The organism is Nonomuraea sp. MTCD27 (genome assembly GCF_041950495.1).
Lineage (GTDB): Bacteria > Actinomycetota > Actinomycetes > Streptosporangiales > Streptosporangiaceae > Nonomuraea.
Map to the genome: position 1 here is coordinate 207,018 of NZ_JBGNUW010000001.1, position 17,430 is coordinate 224,447.

The 17,430-nt window shown below is 73.2% G+C and carries 17 protein-coding genes and 1 riboswitch; of the genes, 9 read left to right on the plus strand and 8 right to left on the minus strand.

Annotated features, from left to right (window positions below; all coding sequences use genetic code 11):
• Positions 1 to 36: 36 nt before the first annotated feature.
• Positions 37 to 804 carry a protein phosphatase 2C domain-containing protein gene (locus ACBJ59_RS01065; RefSeq protein ID WP_375108271.1) on the minus strand — a complete coding sequence of 256 codons (768 nt, stop codon included), beginning with the start codon at positions 802 to 804 and terminating at the stop codon, positions 37 to 39.
• A gap of 41 nt (positions 805 to 845) precedes the next feature.
• On the opposite strand from ACBJ59_RS01065, the gene ACBJ59_RS01070 reads away from it, so the two are divergent.
• A complete protein-coding gene (locus ACBJ59_RS01070) occupies positions 846 to 1,427 on the plus strand; it encodes an HD domain-containing protein (protein ID WP_375108272.1) in 582 nt (193 codons plus the stop codon).
• On the opposite strand, the gene ACBJ59_RS01075 is transcribed toward ACBJ59_RS01070, so the two are convergent.
• A complete protein-coding gene (locus tag ACBJ59_RS01075; protein ID WP_375108273.1) occupies positions 1,424 to 2,533 on the minus strand; it encodes a M24 family metallopeptidase in 1,110 nt (369 codons plus the stop codon). The genes ACBJ59_RS01070 and ACBJ59_RS01075 overlap by 4 nt on opposite strands.
• Before the next feature lie 144 nt (positions 2,534 to 2,677).
• Here ACBJ59_RS01075 and ACBJ59_RS01080 point away from each other — a divergent pair, with 144 nt between their 5' ends.
• Entirely contained in the window at positions 2,678 to 4,024 is a 1,347-nt protein-coding gene (locus tag ACBJ59_RS01080) for a PP2C family protein-serine/threonine phosphatase (protein ID WP_375108274.1), read from the plus strand.
• A 52-nt stretch (positions 4,025 to 4,076) separates the two neighbouring features.
• Positions 4,077 to 4,970, plus strand: a complete 894-nt coding sequence (locus ACBJ59_RS01085; protein WP_375108855.1) for a 5'-3' exonuclease H3TH domain-containing protein — start codon at positions 4,077 to 4,079, stop codon at positions 4,968 to 4,970.
• Between the two features lie 42 nt (positions 4,971 to 5,012).
• Here the strand turns inward: ACBJ59_RS01085 and menD are convergent, their stop codons facing one another.
• The gene (gene menD, locus ACBJ59_RS01090; protein ID WP_375108275.1) at positions 5,013 to 6,674 is read right to left on the minus strand and encodes a 2-succinyl-5-enolpyruvyl-6-hydroxy-3-cyclohexene-1-carboxylic-acid synthase; all 1,662 of its coding nucleotides are present in this window, start codon (positions 6,672 to 6,674) and stop codon (positions 5,013 to 5,015) included.
• A complete protein-coding gene (locus ACBJ59_RS01095; RefSeq protein ID WP_375108856.1) occupies positions 6,671 to 7,564 on the minus strand; it encodes an o-succinylbenzoate synthase in 894 nt (297 codons plus the stop codon). The genes menD and ACBJ59_RS01095 overlap by 4 nt, the downstream gene beginning before the upstream one ends.
• 82 nt (positions 7,565 to 7,646) lie before the next feature.
• On the opposite strand from ACBJ59_RS01095, the gene ACBJ59_RS01100 reads away from it, so the two are divergent.
• The 3 genes from ACBJ59_RS01100 to ACBJ59_RS01110 all read left to right on the plus strand — a co-directional run bounded on the left by ACBJ59_RS01100 (position 7,647) and on the right by ACBJ59_RS01110 (position 10,707).
• A complete protein-coding gene (locus tag ACBJ59_RS01100; protein ID WP_375108276.1) occupies positions 7,647 to 8,795 on the plus strand; it encodes an AMP-binding protein in 1,149 nt (382 codons plus the stop codon).
• Positions 8,796 to 8,838: 43 nt separating this feature from the next.
• Positions 8,839 to 9,183, plus strand: coding sequence for a hypothetical protein (locus ACBJ59_RS01105; protein ID WP_375108277.1), 345 nt, complete (start codon positions 8,839 to 8,841; stop codon positions 9,181 to 9,183).
• Between the two features lie 177 nt (positions 9,184 to 9,360).
• Positions 9,361 to 10,707, plus strand: coding sequence for an RNA polymerase sigma factor (locus ACBJ59_RS01110; RefSeq protein WP_375108278.1), 1,347 nt, complete (start codon positions 9,361 to 9,363; stop codon positions 10,705 to 10,707).
• Positions 10,708 to 10,844: 137 nt separating this feature from the next.
• Here ACBJ59_RS01110 and ACBJ59_RS01115 read toward each other — a convergent pair whose 3' ends face one another.
• A complete protein-coding gene (locus ACBJ59_RS01115; protein ID WP_375108279.1) occupies positions 10,845 to 11,243 on the minus strand; it encodes a hypothetical protein in 399 nt (132 codons plus the stop codon).
• A gap of 114 nt (positions 11,244 to 11,357) precedes the next feature.
• Here ACBJ59_RS01115 and ACBJ59_RS01120 point away from each other — a divergent pair, with 114 nt between their 5' ends.
• Together ACBJ59_RS01120 and ACBJ59_RS01125 are read left to right on the plus strand one after the other, a co-directional pair.
• On the plus strand, positions 11,358 to 11,918 hold the full coding sequence (locus ACBJ59_RS01120; RefSeq protein WP_375108280.1) for a TetR/AcrR family transcriptional regulator C-terminal domain-containing protein: 561 nt from the start codon (positions 11,358 to 11,360) through the stop codon (positions 11,916 to 11,918).
• Between the two features lie 201 nt (positions 11,919 to 12,119).
• Positions 12,120 to 12,311, plus strand: a complete 192-nt coding sequence (locus tag ACBJ59_RS01125; protein ID WP_090931239.1) for a DUF5999 family protein — start codon at positions 12,120 to 12,122, stop codon at positions 12,309 to 12,311.
• Positions 12,312 to 12,353: 42 nt separating this feature from the next.
• Here the strand turns inward: ACBJ59_RS01125 and ACBJ59_RS01130 are convergent, their stop codons facing one another.
• On the minus strand, positions 12,354 to 12,944 hold the full coding sequence (locus ACBJ59_RS01130; protein ID WP_375108281.1) for an alpha/beta family hydrolase: 591 nt from the start codon (positions 12,942 to 12,944) through the stop codon (positions 12,354 to 12,356).
• A gap of 82 nt (positions 12,945 to 13,026) precedes the next feature.
• On the opposite strand from ACBJ59_RS01130, the gene ACBJ59_RS01135 reads away from it, so the two are divergent.
• Complete coding sequence (locus ACBJ59_RS01135) at positions 13,027 to 13,371, plus strand: hypothetical protein (RefSeq protein ID WP_375108282.1); 345 nt, start codon at positions 13,027 to 13,029, stop codon at positions 13,369 to 13,371.
• 10 nt (positions 13,372 to 13,381) lie between these two features.
• On the opposite strand, the gene ACBJ59_RS01140 is transcribed toward ACBJ59_RS01135, so the two are convergent.
• Together ACBJ59_RS01140 and gcvP are read right to left on the minus strand one after the other, a co-directional pair.
• Positions 13,382 to 14,191 carry a tetratricopeptide repeat protein gene (locus ACBJ59_RS01140; protein ID WP_375108283.1) on the minus strand — a complete coding sequence of 270 codons (810 nt, stop codon included), beginning with the start codon at positions 14,189 to 14,191 and terminating at the stop codon, positions 13,382 to 13,384.
• Positions 14,192 to 14,304: 113 nt separating this feature from the next.
• Positions 14,305 to 17,136, minus strand: coding sequence for an aminomethyl-transferring glycine dehydrogenase (gene gcvP, locus ACBJ59_RS01145; RefSeq protein ID WP_375108284.1), 2,832 nt, complete (start codon positions 17,134 to 17,136; stop codon positions 14,305 to 14,307).
• 179 nt (positions 17,137 to 17,315) lie between these two features.
• A riboswitch (glycine riboswitch) is annotated at positions 17,316 to 17,415 on the minus strand.
• Positions 17,416 to 17,430: the final 15 nt, after the last annotated feature.

Consider the following 17,430-nt stretch of genomic DNA (forward strand, 5'->3'; position numbering starts at 1 on the left):
CGCCTCGAACCGGCCATACGCGTCAGCAGCCCGCGTTCAGCGGCGCGTCAGGCACCCCCAGGCGGCGGTCGCGTCGTCGTGCCGCTTGCCCCGGACCGGCCCCCGCTCCGCCTCCAGCTCCCGCACGGCCGCGATCAGCGCCGCCGGCCCCTCGCCCGCCAGCAGGCCGAGCACGGCCTCCCAGCTCCACCCGTACCACTCGGCCAGCCGCGTGACCCCGTCCGTGAACACCCCGGCACCGCGCACCGCGGCCGCGTCCGTCTCCCCGGCGAGGCTCTCCCGCGCCGCCTCGGGCCGCGCGCCCGCCACCCAGAACCCGCCAGGAGCGTTCCGCATCCGCCGCACCAGCTCCAGCGAGTACGGCCGCCCGCCCGGCAGCCGGTCCAGCCGGTCGTCACTCACCACCCGGACCCCGCCGTCCACCAGCGAGAGCGCCACCGCCGAATCCCCCAGCACGAGGTGTTCCAGCCGCCCCCGGCCCCCGCACCGCACCATGGCGACCGTCGCCGACGGCGAGTCGGGGTTGCCCAGGTCGCAGGTGCCCGAATGCGCCGCCCCCGCGGCCTCGATGGCCGCCTCCAGGACCGCCGCCAGCGGGGCGCCGTCATCGGCGGCCAGCCGCCGCGCCAGCTCCCCGCCGAGCCGCCCCACCAGCCAGGCGACGTCGTGGGAGCACCCGCTGTCCACCCCGGCCGCCGCCGTGGCCCCGTCGAGCACGACGATCCACGACGGCCCGGCGATCACCAGGTCCTCGTTGGGCCGCTCCGAGCCGGGCCTGGTGGCGTACGTGATCTCCGCGAACATGACAGCGACTGTGCCACAGCCGCCCCGCCTATCGTGGCAGCGTGACCACCCTCCAGCGCGCCCTCGCCGACCCGCCCCTGCCCCGCCTGCCCCAGGCGGCCGACGAGCTCCTGCGCTCGCTGGACGCGCCGCCCCGCCTGGCCGCACACCTGCGCGCGGTGCACGACGCGGCCCGCGACCTGACCGCCTGGCTGCGGGCCCGCCACCCGGCGATCGCCGTGGACCACGAGGCCGTCCTGTTCGGCGCCGCCACCCACGACATCGGCAAGTGCCTGCACCCGGGCGAGCTGTCCGGCCCCGGCTCGGCCCACGAGATCGACGGCCACCGGCTCCTGCTGGAGCGGGGCGTGCCCGAACGGCTGGCCCGCTTCGCCCGCACCCACGCCTCCTGGACGGAGGAGGGCACCACCCTCGAGGACCACCTGGTCAGCCTGGCGGACAAGGTGTGGAAGGCCAAGCGGGTGCCCGGCCTGGAGCAGCTCGTCGTGGACCGCCTCGCGGGCGCGGCGCCGGCCTGGCAGGTGTTCATGGAGCTGGACGACCTGCTGACCGGCATCGCCGGGGCCGCCGACGCCCGCCTGGCCTTCCAGAACGCCTACCCGGCCGCGAGCCCGAGGCGCTAGACGATCACCAGCTCGCGCGGCGTGTTGTTCAGCCGCTCGCCGCCGCTCTCGCCGCACACCACGATGTCCTCGATCCGGGCCCCGTGCCGCCCCGGCAGGTAGATGCCCGGCTCCACCGAGAACGCGAACCCGGCCTCCATCGGCTCCCCGTTGCCGGCGACGATGTACGGCTCCTCGTGCGTCTCGATCCCGATCCCGTGCCCGGTCCGGTGGATGAAGTAGTCGCCGTATCCCGCCTCGGCGATGACCTCGCGGGCGGCCGCGTCGATCGACTCGCACGACACCCCCGGCCGCACCGCCGCGCAGGCCGCCTCCTGGGCCTGGCGCAGCACCTCGTAGTAGGCGGCGAACTCGGCCGGCGGCTCCCCCACGCTGTAGGTGCGCGTGGAGTCGGAGCAGTAGCCGTTGTGCAGCTGCCCGCCGATGTCCACCACCACCGGCTCCCCGGCCTGGATGACCCGGTCGGACACGTCGTGGTGCGGGCTGGAGCCGTTGGGCCCGGAGGCGACGATCACGAAGTCGACGGTCTCGTGCCCGGAGGCCAGGATCGCCTCGGCGATGTCCCTGCCCACCTCGCGCTCGGTCCGCCCGGCGCGCAGGAACTCCGGCACCCTCCGGTGCACGGAGTCGATCGCCTCGCCGGCCTCGCGCAGCGCCGCCACCTCGCCGGGCGACTTGCGCATCCGCAGCTCCCGCAGCACGCTGCCGGCCAGCACCTGCTCGGCCCGCGGCAGCGCCTCGCGGAAGCGCAGGGACGACATCGCCCACATCCGGTCGGCCAGGCCCACCTTGGCCACCTGCCCGAGCCGCGCCGCCGCGATCGCGTAGGGGTCGTCGGTCTCGTCCCACGCCACGAAGTCCAGCCCCAGCCGCGCGGCGGGCGACGCCTGCGCGGCGGGCAGCTCCAGCCGGGGCACCATCATGTAGGCCTCCCCGGCGGCGGGCACGACGAGGCACGTCAGCCGCTCCAGCGGCTTGGCGTCGTAGCCGCTCACGTAACGCAGGTCGGGACCCGGGGTGAGGAGCAGGGCGTCGAGCCCGGCCTTGGCGGTGGCCTCCTGGACGGCGGCAAGACGGGAAACGGGATACAAGTCTGAGGACGTCACAGGGCCAATCTACTCGTTGGGCGCCTCCCTAAAATCCGCGAAAAGGTCTCACCACACGACAAGCCTCCGCTACACACCGTTCACGATCGATCACGTATTGTGGGGCCAATTGTCCAATTCCACCGCGCTTCGAGGATGAGAGCCATGGTCGACGTCATAGGCGCGGCCGAGCTGCTCGGCCACGAGACCGACGCCGAGATGCTCGCCGTACGGCTGGCTCACGCCCAGCGGCTCGGCAACATGGGCTGGGCGGAGTGGCACCTGCACACCGGCGAGACGATCTGGTCCGACCAGGTGTACGTGATCTTCGGCCGCGACCCGCGCGAGGGCCCCATAGCCCTGCCCGACCTGGCCGAGCATGTCGTGCCCGCCGACGTGGCCACGCTCGACCGCCTGCTGTGGTCGGCCGTGCAGGGCGTCGAGCCGGTGCGGGCCGAGTTCCGCATCCGGCGCGGCTCGGCGCCGGGCTCGGGCTCGGGCACGGGTTCAGGCGCGGGCACGGGCCCGGAGTCGGGCTCGGGCTCGGGCGACCTGCGCGACGTGCGGGTCGTGCTGGAACCGCTGGCCGGGCCCGGCGGCACGATCGGCATGCACGGCGTGATCCAGGACATCACCGGCCGCCGCCGCGCCGAACGCATGGTGTCGGAGTCGCGCCGCCAGCTCCTGGAGGCCCGCGAGCAGGCCGCCGAGGATCGCCACGTGATGCTCGCCCTGCGCGAGGCCATCCTGCCCGAGCCGGCCGGCTGCCTCGACCTGCCGCACACCAGGATCGCCGTGCGGTACGTGCCCGCCGAGAAGACCGCGAACCTCGGCGGCGACTGGTTCGAGGCCGCCCCGGCCTCCGACGGCCGCCTGCTGCTGGCCATCGGCGACGTCTCCGGGCACGGCCTGCCCGCGATCTCGCGCATGGCCCAGCTCCGCCACGCCCTCGTCGGCCTGGCCATGACCGGGCAGGCCGCCAACCGGCTGCTGGACTGGCTGAACGAGCTCGTCCTGCACCAGCTCAAGGACACCACCGCCACCGCGATCGTGGGCCACCTGGACCCGGAGACCCGGGTGCTCGCCTGGGCCCAGGCCGGCAACCTGGCGCCCATCCTGGTGCGCGACGGGGTGGCCAGCCAGCTGCCGCAGCCCAGGGGCGTGCTGCTCGGCGCCGCCGCCGGCCGCCCGTACGAGCTGGCCACCACCCGGCTACTGCCCGGTGACCTGCTGCTGATGTTCACCGACGGGCTGGTCGAGCGGCGCACCCGCGACATCGACGTCGGCCTCGACCTGGCCCTGGCCGCCGCCCGCCGGATCGGCGCCGCGGACCTGGACGGGCGCGCGAACGGAAGCACGATCGGGAGCACGACTGGGAGCACGACCGGGAGCACGGACGGGAGCACGGACGGGAGCATGGACGCGGGGCTGGACCGCCTGCTCGCCGACATCGGCGGCCCCAACCCGGAGGACGACGCGTGCCTGCTGGCGGTGGGCATCCCGGGGCCGTAGCGGCGCCCGACCGGCGAGGACCCGCCAGGAGTGCGACCATAGACGGGTGCTGATGCTTCTGGACACCCCGTCCCTCTACTTCCGCGCCTTCTTCGGCATCCCGGAGTCGATCAAGGCTCCGGACGGCTCGCCCGTCAACGCGGTACGCGGCCTCATCGACATGATCGCCACCCTCGTGCGCCAGCACTCCCCCACCGGGCTCGCGGCCACCATGGACGCCGACTGGCGGCCGGCCTTCCGGGTGGCGGCGATCCCCACGTACAAGGCTCACCGCGTCGCCCACGGCGACACCGAAGAGGTGCCCGAGGCGCTCGTGCCGCAGATCGCGGTGATCCAGGAGGTGCTCGACGCCCTCGGCATCGCCCGCCTGGAGTCGCCCGGCTACGAGGCCGACGACGTGATCGGCACGCTCACCCACCGCGCCACGGGCGCCGTGGACATCGTGACCGGCGACCGCGACCTGTTCCAGCTGGTCGACGACGCCCGCCCGGTCCGCGTCCTGTACACCGCCCGCGGCATCCGCAACCTGCAGATCGTGGACGAGGCGTTCGTCACCGCCAAATACGGCATCCCCGGCCGCGGCTACGCCGACTTCGCCACCCTGCGCGGCGACCCCAGCGACGGCCTGCCCGGCGTGCCGGGGGTCGGCGAGAAGACCGCCGCCGCCTTGATCACCCGCTTCGGCTCCCTGGACGCCCTGCTCGAAGCCCTCGACTCGGGCGCCACCGACGGTTTCCCGGCGGGCAGCCGCACCCGCCTGGCCGCCGCCCGCGACTACCTGCGCGCCGCCCCGGCCGTCGTCGAGGTGGCTCCGGACGCCCCGCTCCCCGACACCGACCTGACCCTGCCGGCCAAGCCGCGCGACCCGGAGGCACTGGTCCGCCTGGCCGACCGGTACGGCCTGGACAGCCCTCTCAACCGGCTCCTCGACGTCCTCGGCGGCTGACCCAAGGCTCCGGGTGGCCGAGGGAGGCGGCGGGCCGGGTGGTCAGCCGGCCAGGCAGGCGCGTACGGCGTCCTGGGCGGCGTCGCGCAACCGGGCGTGGACGAGCACGTTCTCCTCCCGGTCCGTACGCACCTCCACCACCCGGGGGCCCTCACCGCGCAGCGCCTTGGGCAGGTCGCTGATGTCGTCCACCAGCTTGTACGGCGTCCCCGTCGCCGCCGCCACGTATCCCAGGTCCACGCCGTGCGGCGTGCCGAAGACCCGCTCGAAGGGGTCGCGCACCGCCGCCTGGGGCAGCAGCGAGAAGATGCCCCCGCCGTTGTTGTTGACCACCACCAGGCACAGGTCGGGCCGGGGCTCGCGGGGCCCGAGGATGAGCCCGTTCTGGTCGTGCAGGAAGGAAAGGTCGCCGATCAGCGCGTAGGAGGGGCCGTTGTGCGCCAGCGCCGCCCCCATGGCCGTGGACACCAGCCCGTCGATGCCGGAGGCGCCCCGGTTGGCCATCAGCCGGATGCCGCGCCGGGGCCGCATCGCCTGGTCGAGGTCGCGGATCGGCATCGAGGAGCCGCAGAACAGCAGCGCCCCGTTCGGCAGCGCGTCCACCAGGTCCCTGGCCAGGCGCGGCTCGCTGGTGCCCGACAGGTCGAGGACCTCGTCCATGGCCGCCCTGGCCGCCAGGTCGGCCTGCCGCCAGGCGTGCAGCCAGGTGTCGTCGCCCGAGGCGACCGGGATCTCCACGGCCTGCGCCACCTGCGTGGCCGACCGGGTCGGGTCGGGCCAGCGGTCGAGGTCGGGCGCCACCACGATGTGCTCGCCGGCCCGCTTCAGCCACGACAGCAGCGGCCGCGACAGCCCGGGGCGGCCCAGCGTGACCACCACGTCGGGCTGGTGGGCATCGGCGAACTCCGGCGTGCCCAGCAGGTAGTGGTAGGTGGAGATGGCGTGGTCGCCGTAGCGGGCGCCGCCGTTGGGCTCGGACAGCACCGGCCAGCCCGCCATGCCCGCCGCCGCGACGTAGCGGCGCACGTTGGCGGCGCCGTCGCCGACCACGAGCACGCCGCGCCTGGTGGGCGGGATGTGCAGGGCGATCGGCGGGGGCGCGACGCGGGCGCGCACCCAGGGGCCGTTGGCGCCGCCGTCGAGGGGCTCGCACCAGCTCGTGTCGCCGTCGGGGATGAGGGGCTCCCTGAAGGCCAGGTTCAGGTGGACCGGGCCGGGGTTGCCGGCGCCGGCGGCGCGCTGGTAGGCGCGGCAGGCCAGCGAACGCCAGTAGGCGACCTGCCCGGGGCGGTCCTCCGGCACGCCGACCTCGGCGAACCAGCGGGTGGCGGTGCCGAACAGCTTGATCTGGTCGATCGTCTGGTTGGCGCCGGTGCCGCGCAGCTCGGGCGGGCGGTCGGCGGTCAGCACCAGCAGCGGCACGCCCGACTCGCTCGCCTCGATCACGGCGGGGTGGAAGTTCGCGGTGGCGGTGCCGGAGGAGCAGATCAGCGCGACGGGCCGCTCGGAGCGCTTGGCGAGCCCCAGGGCCAGGTACGACGCCGAACGCTCGTCGACGCGCACGTGCAGGCGCACCCGCGACTCGGCGTGCAGCGCCAGCGCCAGCGGGGCGGAGCGAGAGCCGGGGGCCACCACCACGTCGGTCAGGCCGCAGCGCACCAGCTCGTCGACCAGCACCGTGGCCAGCGCCGTAGCGGGGTTCAACGTGAGGCCTCCTGCATCCGGTGAAGCCACTGAGGAGATTCAATCTCAAATGCCGACAAATGCTGAAAATTCACCGAAGGACGGCGTACCGCCAGCCGGCCGTCCACCGGCACCAGTGAGTCGTCCACGACGTCGCCCGACAGCAGCGACATCGTGCCGAGCCCGCACGCGTACGGCAACGACGGCAGCGCCGCCGCCAGCGCCAGCCCGGCGGCCAGCCCGACCGACGTCTCCACGGCGCTGGAGACCACCGCGGGCAGCCCGCACGCCTCCACCACCCGCAGCGCGTTGCGCACGCCGCCCAGCGGCTGCACCTTGACCACCGCGATGTCGGCGGCCTCGGCCGCCCTGACGCGCAGCGGGTCCTCGGCCTTGCGGATCGACTCGTCGGCGGCGATCGGCACGTCGCACGCCCGCCGCACCGCCGCCAGCTCCTCGAGCGTGGCGCACGGCTGCTCGGCGTATTCCAGGTCGAACCGGTCGAGCCGCTTGAGCCGCCGCACGGCCTCGCCGACGTCCCAGGCGCCGTTGACGTCCACCCGCAGCCGCCCGGCGGGCCCCAGCGCGTCGCGCACGGCCTCCACCCGGGCCACGTCGTCGTCGAACGTCTGCCCCGGCTCGGCCACCTTGACCTTCGCCGTGCCGCAGCCCGAGCGCCGCACGATGTCGTGGGCACGCTCCGGGTCCACGGCCGGCACCGTCGCGTTGACCGGGACGCTGTCGCGCACCGGCTCCGGCCAGCCCTCGAAGGCCGCCTCGCGGGCGCACGCCAGCCAGCGGGCACACTCGCGCGGGCCGTATTCGGGGAACGGGGAGAACTCGCCCCACCCCGCCGAGCCGTGCAGCAGCACCCCTTCCCTGACGGTCTGTCCCCGGAATCGTGTGCGCATGGGGATCCGGAAGACCACGGGAGAACGCGTCACGACCCTCCCCTGCGCCACTGTCCGACCTGTCGCCATTAACCTTACGAGCATGTGGAGGAACCCGTCGCATCCGGACCGTCCGCTGCATGCCATTGTGCAGCCTCCGGGGCCCGCGCTGTTCACGGCGATCCGCGAAGCGCTGTCCGGCGACGGCCCGGCCGTCCTCCCGCTGTCTCCCGGCCACTCCGGTCCGGTCCTCGACACCCTGCGCCCCACGCACGTCGACGGGGTCCCCAGGAGCGAGGGCACCGGGGTCCCGGACGACGTGGCCGTCGTGATCGCCACCAGCGGGAGCACCGGCGCACCCAAGGGCGTGATGCTCTCGGCCACCGCGCTGCGCGCCTCCGCCGCCGCCTCGCTGCGCCGCGTGGAGGCCGCCAAGGGCGAGCGCTGGCTGTGCTGCCTGCCCGTCTCCCACGTCTCCGGCCTGCAGGTCCTGGTACGCGCCCTGCTGTCGGAGAGCGAGCCGATCATCCATCCCGCCTTCGACCCGCACGCGGTCCTGACCTCCGGCGCCCACCACGTGTCCCTCGTGCCCACCCAGCTGCACCGGCTGGTGGAGCTGGAGGCGGACCTGTCGGTGTTCCGGACGATCGTGCTCGGCGGCGCCGCGCCGCGGCCCGGCCTGGTGGATCGGGCCCGCGACCTCGGCGCCAGGGTCGTGACGACGTACGGGATGAGCGAGACGAGCGGCGGCTGCGTGTACGACGGCCAGCCCCTTTACAATGTAGATCTCAAGATCGGCGAGGACGGCCTGATCAGGATCGCGGGGCCGGTGCTGTTCTCCGGCTACCGCTTCGCCGAGCCGCCCGCCCCGCTCGACGGCGGCTGGTTCGTCACCTCCGACCTGGGCGAGCTGACCGGCGGCCGGCTGCGCGTGCTGGGCCGGGCCGACGACGTCATCAACACCGGCGGCGAGAAGGTCGTGGCCGCCGCCGTGACCGCCGTCCTGTGCGCCCACCCGGCGATCGCCGACGCTGCCGTGATCGGCACGCCGGACCCCGAATGGGGCGAGCTGGTCACCGCCGTCGTGGTGCCCGCCGACCCCGACACGCCCCTCACACTTTCGCAATTGCGGGCATATTGCCGCGATAGGCTTCCCTCTCACGCCACCCCGCGCGACCTGCGGCTGGTCCCCCGGCTGCCCCTGCTGCCGAACGGGAAGACCGACCTGGTACGTCTGAGGGCAGGAACCTGACGAGTTGCGGCTGCGTCATATTGGGGAGAAGGAGGGAGCCTTCATGGACCAGACCCGCAAGCTGTGGGCATCCGCGGCCGTCGTCGGCGTCATCGTCGTCGGAGGCGCCTCAGTCGCGGCGGCCGCCTCGGCGGGCAAGCTCGACCAGGTCGCAAGGGAGACCCGAGCCGTGGTGGAGAAGGCGTCACCGTCCGGTCAGCCGCCGGAGCAGCAGACTCCGGCCCCCGGGAGCAGCCCCAGCGGGCCCCCGGACGACGGGATCGTGGTCTCCACGGAGGTCAACCCCGACCCCCGCGAGGTCATCGAATACTGGACGGACCAGCGCATGGAAGACGCCCAGCCCATGCCCATGCCCGAGGTCTCGCTCGGACCCGGTTCGACGGAATAAGACCTGCCCGGGGGCGGTTCGCATATGGGGCGATCCGCCCCTATTTCATCCCGCATCGGGCGCACGGGAACAAATAACGACGATTGGCGTTATTGATACTGGTGCGCCGTGCGGACACGAAGCCGCCCCACCACAACCTGCCTGATCGCTTCCACTCCGTACGGAGGAGGTGTCCTCATGCCCAGAACCGCCGTGGCGACCCCACCCGCAACTCTCGACCAGCTGATTGAACGAGGGCGAGCCCAGGGTCACCTTTCTCTCTCGGAGCTGCGTGACGCGTTCGCGCAGGCCGGCATCAGCCCCTCTGAAGGCCGCACGATCCTGCGCGAGCTGTCAGAGGCCGGCGTGAGCCTGGCCGCGGAGAACGAGCCGTCTCTCAGCACCACCGCCCCCAAGAACAGCACCCCGAAGAAGGCCACGACCGCCAGGAAGACCTCGCGGGCAAAGACTACCGGCCGCAAGGCGGGCGAGGCAAAAAACGCCACGTCCGAAGCGGCGAAGGCGGTCACCCCGTCCGAGGCCAAGCCGGAGCACGAGGAGGACGTCCCCGACGACCTCGCCCTGAGCGCCGAGGAGCTGGAGAACGAGCCCCTCGACCTGGACGACACGCAGTCCGTCATGGGTGACTCGGTGCACACCTACCTCAAGTCCATCGGCCGCCGCACCCTGCTCACCGCCGCGCAGGAGGTCGAGCTGGCCCGGCGGATCGAGGCGGGCCTGTACGCCGAGTACAAGCTGGAGACCCACCCCGACCTGCCGGCCGCCGTGCAGGATGACCTGCACCTGGTGGTCGAGGACGGCAGGCTGGCCAAGGACCACATGCTGGAGGCCAACCTCCGCCTGGTGGTCTCGGTCGCCAAGAAGTACACCGACCGCGGGATGTCCCTGCTGGACGTCGTCCAGGAGGGCAACCTCGGGCTGATCAGAGCCGTGGAAAAGTTCGACTACACCAAGGGCTTCAAGTTCTCCACGTACGCCATGTGGTGGATCAGGCAGGCCATCCAGCGCGGGTTCGCCGACTCGGCCCGGACGATCCGGCTGCCCGTGCACGTGCTGGAGATGCTCTCGAAGCTGTCGCGGGTGGAGCGGGACATGCACCAGCGCCTGGGACGCGAGCCCACGCCCGAGGAGCTGGCCGTCGAGCTCGACAAGACGCCGGACCAGATCGAGGAGCTGCTGCGCACCAGCCGCCAGCCGATCTCGCTCAACGCGACGATCGGCGAGGACGGGGAGACCACGATCGGCGACCTCATCGAGGACGTCGACTCCCCCGAGGCGTCGGAGATCGTCGACCGCCAGCTGCTGGGCGACCAGCTGCGCGGCGTGCTCGACAACCTGTCGCCGCGGGAGTCGAAGATCATGGCCCTCCGCTTCGGCCTGGTGGACGGCAAGCCGCACACCCTGGACGAGATCGGCAAGCACCTGGGGCTGACCCGGGAGCGGATCCGGCAGCTGGAGAAGGAGTCGCTGTCCAAGCTGCGCCACCCGAGCAACACCCGCCCGCTGCTCGACTGGGCCAGCTGAACACCAGCCACGGCCACCGGCCCGGGCTCAACGAGAGCCCGGCTACCGCAATGATCGCGAGCCCGAGTCGGCTGACATGAAAGAGCCCCGGCGCACCATCGTGCGCCGGGGCTCTTCCATGTGCCTCGGGGCGGCCGTCAGCGGGAGGCGGGCACCGGCCTGGGGATGCGCGGGATGCCCCACATCCGGTTGTCCTCCCGCAGCGTGCGCAGCCGCTCGACCTCGGAGGTCCACATGGCCCCCGCCGGGGTGGCCTTGGCCTTGCGCCGCGCGATGCGGTCGTCGTAGGCCTTCACCCCGAACGTGGCCCGCTGCCCCGCCTCGGCGGCCCGCAGCGCCTCCGTCAGCGCCCGGTCGAACGCCTGCCCGGCGGCCAGCAGCTCGAGCTCGTCGGCCCCGGCGGCGCGCAGCTCGCGCAGCGTCAGCTCGGCGTCCCGGGCCTTGTCGAGCAACTGGGGAAAGCCCCTGGAGATCTCCTGATCCGCGTGGTAGCGGACCTCTGCCTCCCGGCTCACCCGCGGACGGAAAAACGCCATCGACCCGGCCCCTTCGAACTGTCGGTACTCGTTCAACCGCCAAGGGTACGCCGTCCGGCGACACGTGCGGAAATCGCCCCGGAGCGAGCCCCTTTACGAAGTAAGATGATCACCATGCCCGCCAAGAGACCGCCGGTCCCCCTGTCCCGCGAGCGCATCATCGAGGCCGCACTCCACATCGCCGACAGCCAGGGCCTGCGCCGGCTCACCATGCGCCGCCTGGGCGACGCCCTGCAGGTGGAGGCCATGGCCATCTACCACCACCTGCCCCGGGGCAAGGAGGCGCTGATGGACGCCCTGGCCGAGCACGTCACCACCGTCCACGTCGAGCAGGGCCCCACCTGGCAGGAGACGGCCAAGGCGTGGTGCCGGGCCGGCCGGGAGCTGCTGCGGGAGCACCCCGGCGTGCTGGCCCTGGCGCTGACCAAGCCGCCCAAGGGCGCCACCGCCATCGCGATCAGGGAGCAGACCGAGCAGCTCGCCGAGGGAGGCCTGGACGACGCTCCCGAGGCCGTACGCGCGCTTCGGGCCTTCGTGTTCGGCAGCGTGGCGGTGGAGGTGCAACAGTCGGGATGGGCCGACCCTGAAGTTGATGAATGGGTCAGGCGGGACGAAAGAGCCGATGTGGACTTCGAGCGCGGACTCGACGCTCTGCTCAAGGGATTGCAAACGTGATGCGCGTGTCGCGCTTGGACCGTTATCCTGCATAAGGCACGCTGTGTCGAAGGTCACACGATCCGGGGACCCTCCTGTAACAGTCCGAACGGACTATGTCGGAACGTGTGACACACGTCGCACACTTGCCAGCACAACTACCCGAGCCGGCTCCCGCCCCTCCAGAACGGGAGCATCCCACGAGATATCGGAGGCACGCCGATGTGCCCGCACGACCCGGCCTGTCCGGATGCCGAGGCGCCTGACCGCGAGGCGGCACGCACCCTCGCCTGTCACCCCGAACAGGGGTGGAGCCTGCTCTGCAACGGAGTCGTCCTGTTCGAGGACACCGGTGAGCTCCTGCCCAGCGGCACCGTCATCGCCCCGCACCGGCCCGTGGTCGGCGCGGCCTGAGCCGCTCCGGCGGGCGCCCCGCGCCCGCTCGGCCTTCCGGGCCTACGCGTAGCGGATGATCCATTCCGCCACGACCTCGCCCACCCGGGCGGGGTCACGTTTCAGGTCGTGCCCCTCCCCCGGCAGCACCACCAGCCGTGCGGCGTCCGCGGCGTCGGGCACACCGAACGGGTCACGATCCCCGTTCACCACCAGCACGTCGACCCCGGCGCCGCGCAGCTCGTCGGCCCGGGAGCGCTCCGGCTTCCCCGGCGGGTGCAGCGGGAAGGCCAGCGCCACCACCGCCGCCGCCCCGACCGCCTTGGCCGTACGGCACGCCACCCGCGCCCCGTTGCTCCGCCCGCCCTGCACGATCGGCAGCCCGGGCCGCCGGGCACGCAGCTTCCGCAGGACGATCTCCCAGGCCTCGTCCTGCTTGACCGCCGAGCCGGGCGCCCGCGCCCCCGCCACCCTGAACGCCTGCGTCACCCTGGCCACACAGGCCCCGGCCGCGAGGGCGGCGTCGCGCACGGCCAGCAGATCGGGCGCCTCCACCGACCCGGCCGACCCGTGCGTGAGCACCAGCAACAGCCGCGGATCCGGCACGTCGTCGAGCTGGACCAGCGCCGGCCCTCTCGGGGTCATCACCTGCATGGCAGCACCGTACCTGGGGAGGATCCGGCCCTAGCTCTCAGGACGGATGACGGCGCGGCGCCGAGCAGGGATGATTTCCGTTATGCCAGACAAAAGTCTCAGAGACGATCTGCAGGCCACGCTCGACGCCCGCCGCGATCTCGGCCCCGACTACGATGCCGCGCTCGCCGACTCGTTCGTCGAGCGCCTCGACGCCACGATCGCCGCGCGTGTCCGGGCCGAGCTGGGCCGGCACGGCGTGGCGCCAGCCAAGCGGCCGATGCCGGGCGCGCCGATGATCCCGATCGTCCTGGGCTCCCTGGGCATCGGCATCCCCCTGACCGGCATCGCGGCGCACGAGGCGGGGCCGGTCGGGCTGGTGATCGCGTGGCTGGCGATCGTGATCATCAACCTGGCGGCCGCCGCAGCCATCGGGCGCCGCAACTGACGGCAGGGGTTCAGGCTTCGCGGTGGTAGCGCAGCCGGACCTCGGCGGCCAGGGTCTCGTCCTCGTGCTCCAGCCCGTACGACCAGACCCGGTCCGCGTCCTCGCCGCGCCCGCGCAGGGGCAGGGTGCGGGCGAGCAGCTCGATGGCCAGCGCGCTGGTCGGCGCGTCGGCCCCGCCCTCGACGCTCTCGGCGAACTCCGCGCACGCCAGCTCCAGATGCGCGATCCCGAGCTGGACCCGCAGCCCGGGCACCTCGTCCTCGGGGGCGAACTCCAGGGCGTCCAGGAGCACCTCGGCCGCCGCGCCGGGCTCCCCGTGCTCCAGCATCAGGTCGGCGAGCCGCTGGGCGGCGTGCGCACCGATCCGGTCGTCACCCGCGTCCATGCCGGTCCGCACGGCGGCCCGCAGCTCCTTCTCCGCCTCCCCCAGGTCGTCGGCGCCCACGGCCAGCCGGGCCAGCGCGAGATGCGCCAGCGGCAGGTACGCGGCCGTGCCCACCCCCAGCACCGCCTGCCAGGCGGCCCTGGCCTGGTCGGCCCGGCCCTCACGCTCGAACCCCTGGGCCAGGTGGCAGGCGGCCTGCGCGGCGTATTCGGGATGCCCCGTGGCCAGGGCGGTCCTGGCGGCGGCCCGGGCCGCCTCCATGTCGCCGCGCTGCTCCAGCACCACGGCGAGCCCGACGGCGGCCTGCGCCCGGTCGGGCTGCTCGGGGTCGGCGGCGAGCTCGCCCAGGATGGCGGCGGCGGCATCGAGGTCACCGCGCTCGGCCAGGAGGCGGGCGGTGTCGAGGGGCGGGGTCTCCAGCTCTGAGGACGTCAAGAGAGCTCCTTGTGGCGACGGTCGGACCGAGCCTAACCACTTCTGGCGATCATGTCTGCTCACTTGACACCGAAGGACTGGCGGACGCCTGACGGCGCCCGCCCCCGCACGCCTCAGTCCTCGTACGCCTCCAGGGGAGGGCAGGAGCACACGAGGTTGCGGTCGCCGTAGGCCTGGTCGATACGGCGCACCGGCACCCAGTACTTGCCGTCGCGCAGGGAGGGCAGCGGGTAGGCCGCCTCGCTGCGCGCGTACGGGTGCGGCCACTCGTCCGCGCTGACCGACTCCGCCGTGTGCGGCGCGTTCCGCAGCGGGTTGTCGGTCTTGTCGTAGTCGCCGGAGGCCACCTTCGCGATCTCCCCGCGGATGGCGACCATCGCGTCCACGAACCGGTCGAGCTCGCCGAGGTCCTCGCTCTCGGTCGGCTCGATCATGAGCGTCCCGGCCACGGGGAACGACATCGTCGGCGCGTGGAAGCCGTAGTCGATGAGGCGCTTGGCCACGTCGTCCACGGTGACGCCGGTCTCCTTGGTGATCTGGCGCAGGTCGACGATGCACTCGTGCGCGACCAGGCCGCCGCGGCCGGTGTACAGCACGGGGTAGTGCGGGGCCAGCCGCCGGGCCAGGTAGTTCGCCGACAGGATGGCCTGCTCGGTCGCGGCCGTGAGGCCCTCGGAGCCCATCATCCTGATGTACGCCCACGAGATCGGCAGGATCCCCGCCGACCCGTACGGGGCGGCCGAGACGGGGCCGACCGGCGTGCCGTTGTGCAGGGGGTGGCCGGGCAGGTAGGAGGCCAGGTGGCCGCGCACCGCGACGGGGCCGACACCCGGGCCGCCGCCGCCGTGCGGGATGCAGAAGGTCTTGTGCAGGTTGAGGTGGGAGACGTCGGCCCCGAACTCGCCGGGCTTGGCCAGGCCGACCAGGGCGTTGAGGTTGGCGCCGTCCACGTACACCTGGCCGCCGGCCTCGTGCACCTTGGCGCACACCTCGGTGATCGTCTCCTCGTACACGCCGTGCGTGGACGGGTACGTCACCATGATCGCGGCCAGCGCGTCACGGTGCTTGTCGATCTTGGCGTCGAGGTCGGCCAGGTCCACGTTGCCGTCGGTGTCGCAGGCCACGACCACGACGCGCATGCCGGCCATGACGGCGCTGGCGGCGTTCGTGCCGTGGGCGGAGGACGGGATGAGGCAGACGTCCCGCTCGCCCTGGCCGTTGGCGCGGTGGTAGGCGCGGATGGCCAGCAGCCCGGCGAACTCGCCCTGCGAGCCGGCGTTCGGCTGGATGGAGACGGCGTCGTAGCCGGTCACCTCGGCCAGCCAGCCCTCCAGCGTGCCGATCAGCTCGCGGTAGCCCTCGGTCTGGTCGGCCGGCGCGTACGGGTGGACGGCGGCGAACTCGGGCCAGGTGATGGGCTCCATCTCGGTGGTCGCGTTCAGCTTCATCGTGCAGGAGCCGAGCGGGATCATCGAACGGTCGAGCGCGATGTCCTTGTCCTGCAGCCTGCGCAGGTAACGCAGCATCGCGGTCTCGGAGCGGTGGGCGTGGAAGACCGGGTGGGTCAGGTACGGGGTCTCGCGCAGCAGCGAGGAGGGCAGCGCGTCGGCGGCGGCCTCGGGGTCGGGCTCCGTGCCTTCCACTCCGAAGGCCGCCAGCACCTTGGCCACCTCGGCGACGCCGGTCTGCTCGTCGCAGGCGACGGAGACGTGGTCGGCGTCCACCTGCCAGAGGTTGACGCCCCGCTCGGCGGCGGCGGCCACGACGGAGCCGGCCCGGCCGGGCACGCGGGCGAGCACGGTGTCGAAGAACTCGCCGTGCACGACCTCCACGCCGGCGCCGCGCAGCCCCTCGGCCAGGGCGGTGGCGTGGCGGTGCACCCGGTGGGCGATGCCGCGCAGTCCCTCGGGGCCGTGGTAGACGGCGTACATGCCGGCGATGACGGCGAGCAGCACCTGCGCGGTGCAGATGTTGCTGGTGGCCTTCTCGCGGCGGATGTGCTGCTCGCGGGTCTGCAGGGCCAGGCGGTAGGCGGGGTCGCCGTCGGCGTCGACGGACACGCCCACGAGCCGGCCCGGGAGCTGGCGCTGCAGGCCCTCGCGTACGGACATGTACGCGGCGTGCGGCCCGCCGAACCCGAACGGCACCCCGAACCGCTGCGAGGAGCCGATCGCGATGTCGGCGCCCAGCTCGCCGGGGGCGGTGACCAGCGTCAGGGCCAGCAGGTCGGCGGCGGCCACGACGAGGGCGCCCGCCTCGTGCGCGGCGGCGGCCAGGGCACGGAAGTCGCGCAGCAGGCCCGACGCGCCCGGGTACTGGACGAGCACGCCGAAGCACTCGGGCAGCTCGCCCTCCAGGGAGTGCTCCACCAGCGTGATGCCGAGCGGCTCGGCCCGGGTGGCGAGCACGGACTTGGTCTGGGGCAGCGCGTCGGCGTCCACCACGAACACGTCGCTCCTGGACTTGCCGGCCCGGCGCGCCAGCGTCATGGCCTCGGCCGCGGCCGTGGCCTCGTCCAGCAGCGACGCGCCGGAGACGGGCAGGCCGGTGAGGTCGGAGACGACCGTCTGGAAGTTCAGCAGCGCCTCCAGGCGCCCCTGCGAGATCTCCGGCTGGTACGGCGTGTAGGCGGTGTACCAGCCCGGGTTCTCCAGCAGGTTGCGGCGGATGACCGCGGGCGTGACGGTGTCGTAGTAGCCCAGGCCGATCATGGAGGTGAGCACCCGGTTGCGCCCGGCCAGGGCGCGCAGCTCGGCGATGGCCTCGGCCTCGCCGATCGCGGCGGGCAGCTTGAGCCGGTCCTTGGCCCTGATGGCCTCCGGGACGGCCACCGCCACCAGGTCCGCCACGGACTCGAAGCCGACGGCCTCGAGCATGCGCTGCTGCTCGGACTCCGATGGGCCGATGTGCCTTGACGAGAACGGCGGAGCGGACAGATCGGTCATGGGGTGTGCCTCCCGAGGCTATGGAGACCGGCGCCAGGGCGCGGACGAGTGCCGGATCTCCCCCTCTGTCAGCGCGATCCACGACCTGCGCGGTGCCGCGACCTGAGAGCTTCACCCCTGCGGGGGCTTGCACCGTCGGTGAGACGCGCCTGGCGGGCGCACCTGCTTTCCAGAGTTGCCTCACCCGAGCGGTACAGGATGCCTGAGAGATTCCGGGGAGGGTTGCTCCTTCGGCGCCCCGGGGCCCAGGGGGCCCGAGGACTCTCCCGCACGGGGTCGTCAGCCTTGCTGTCC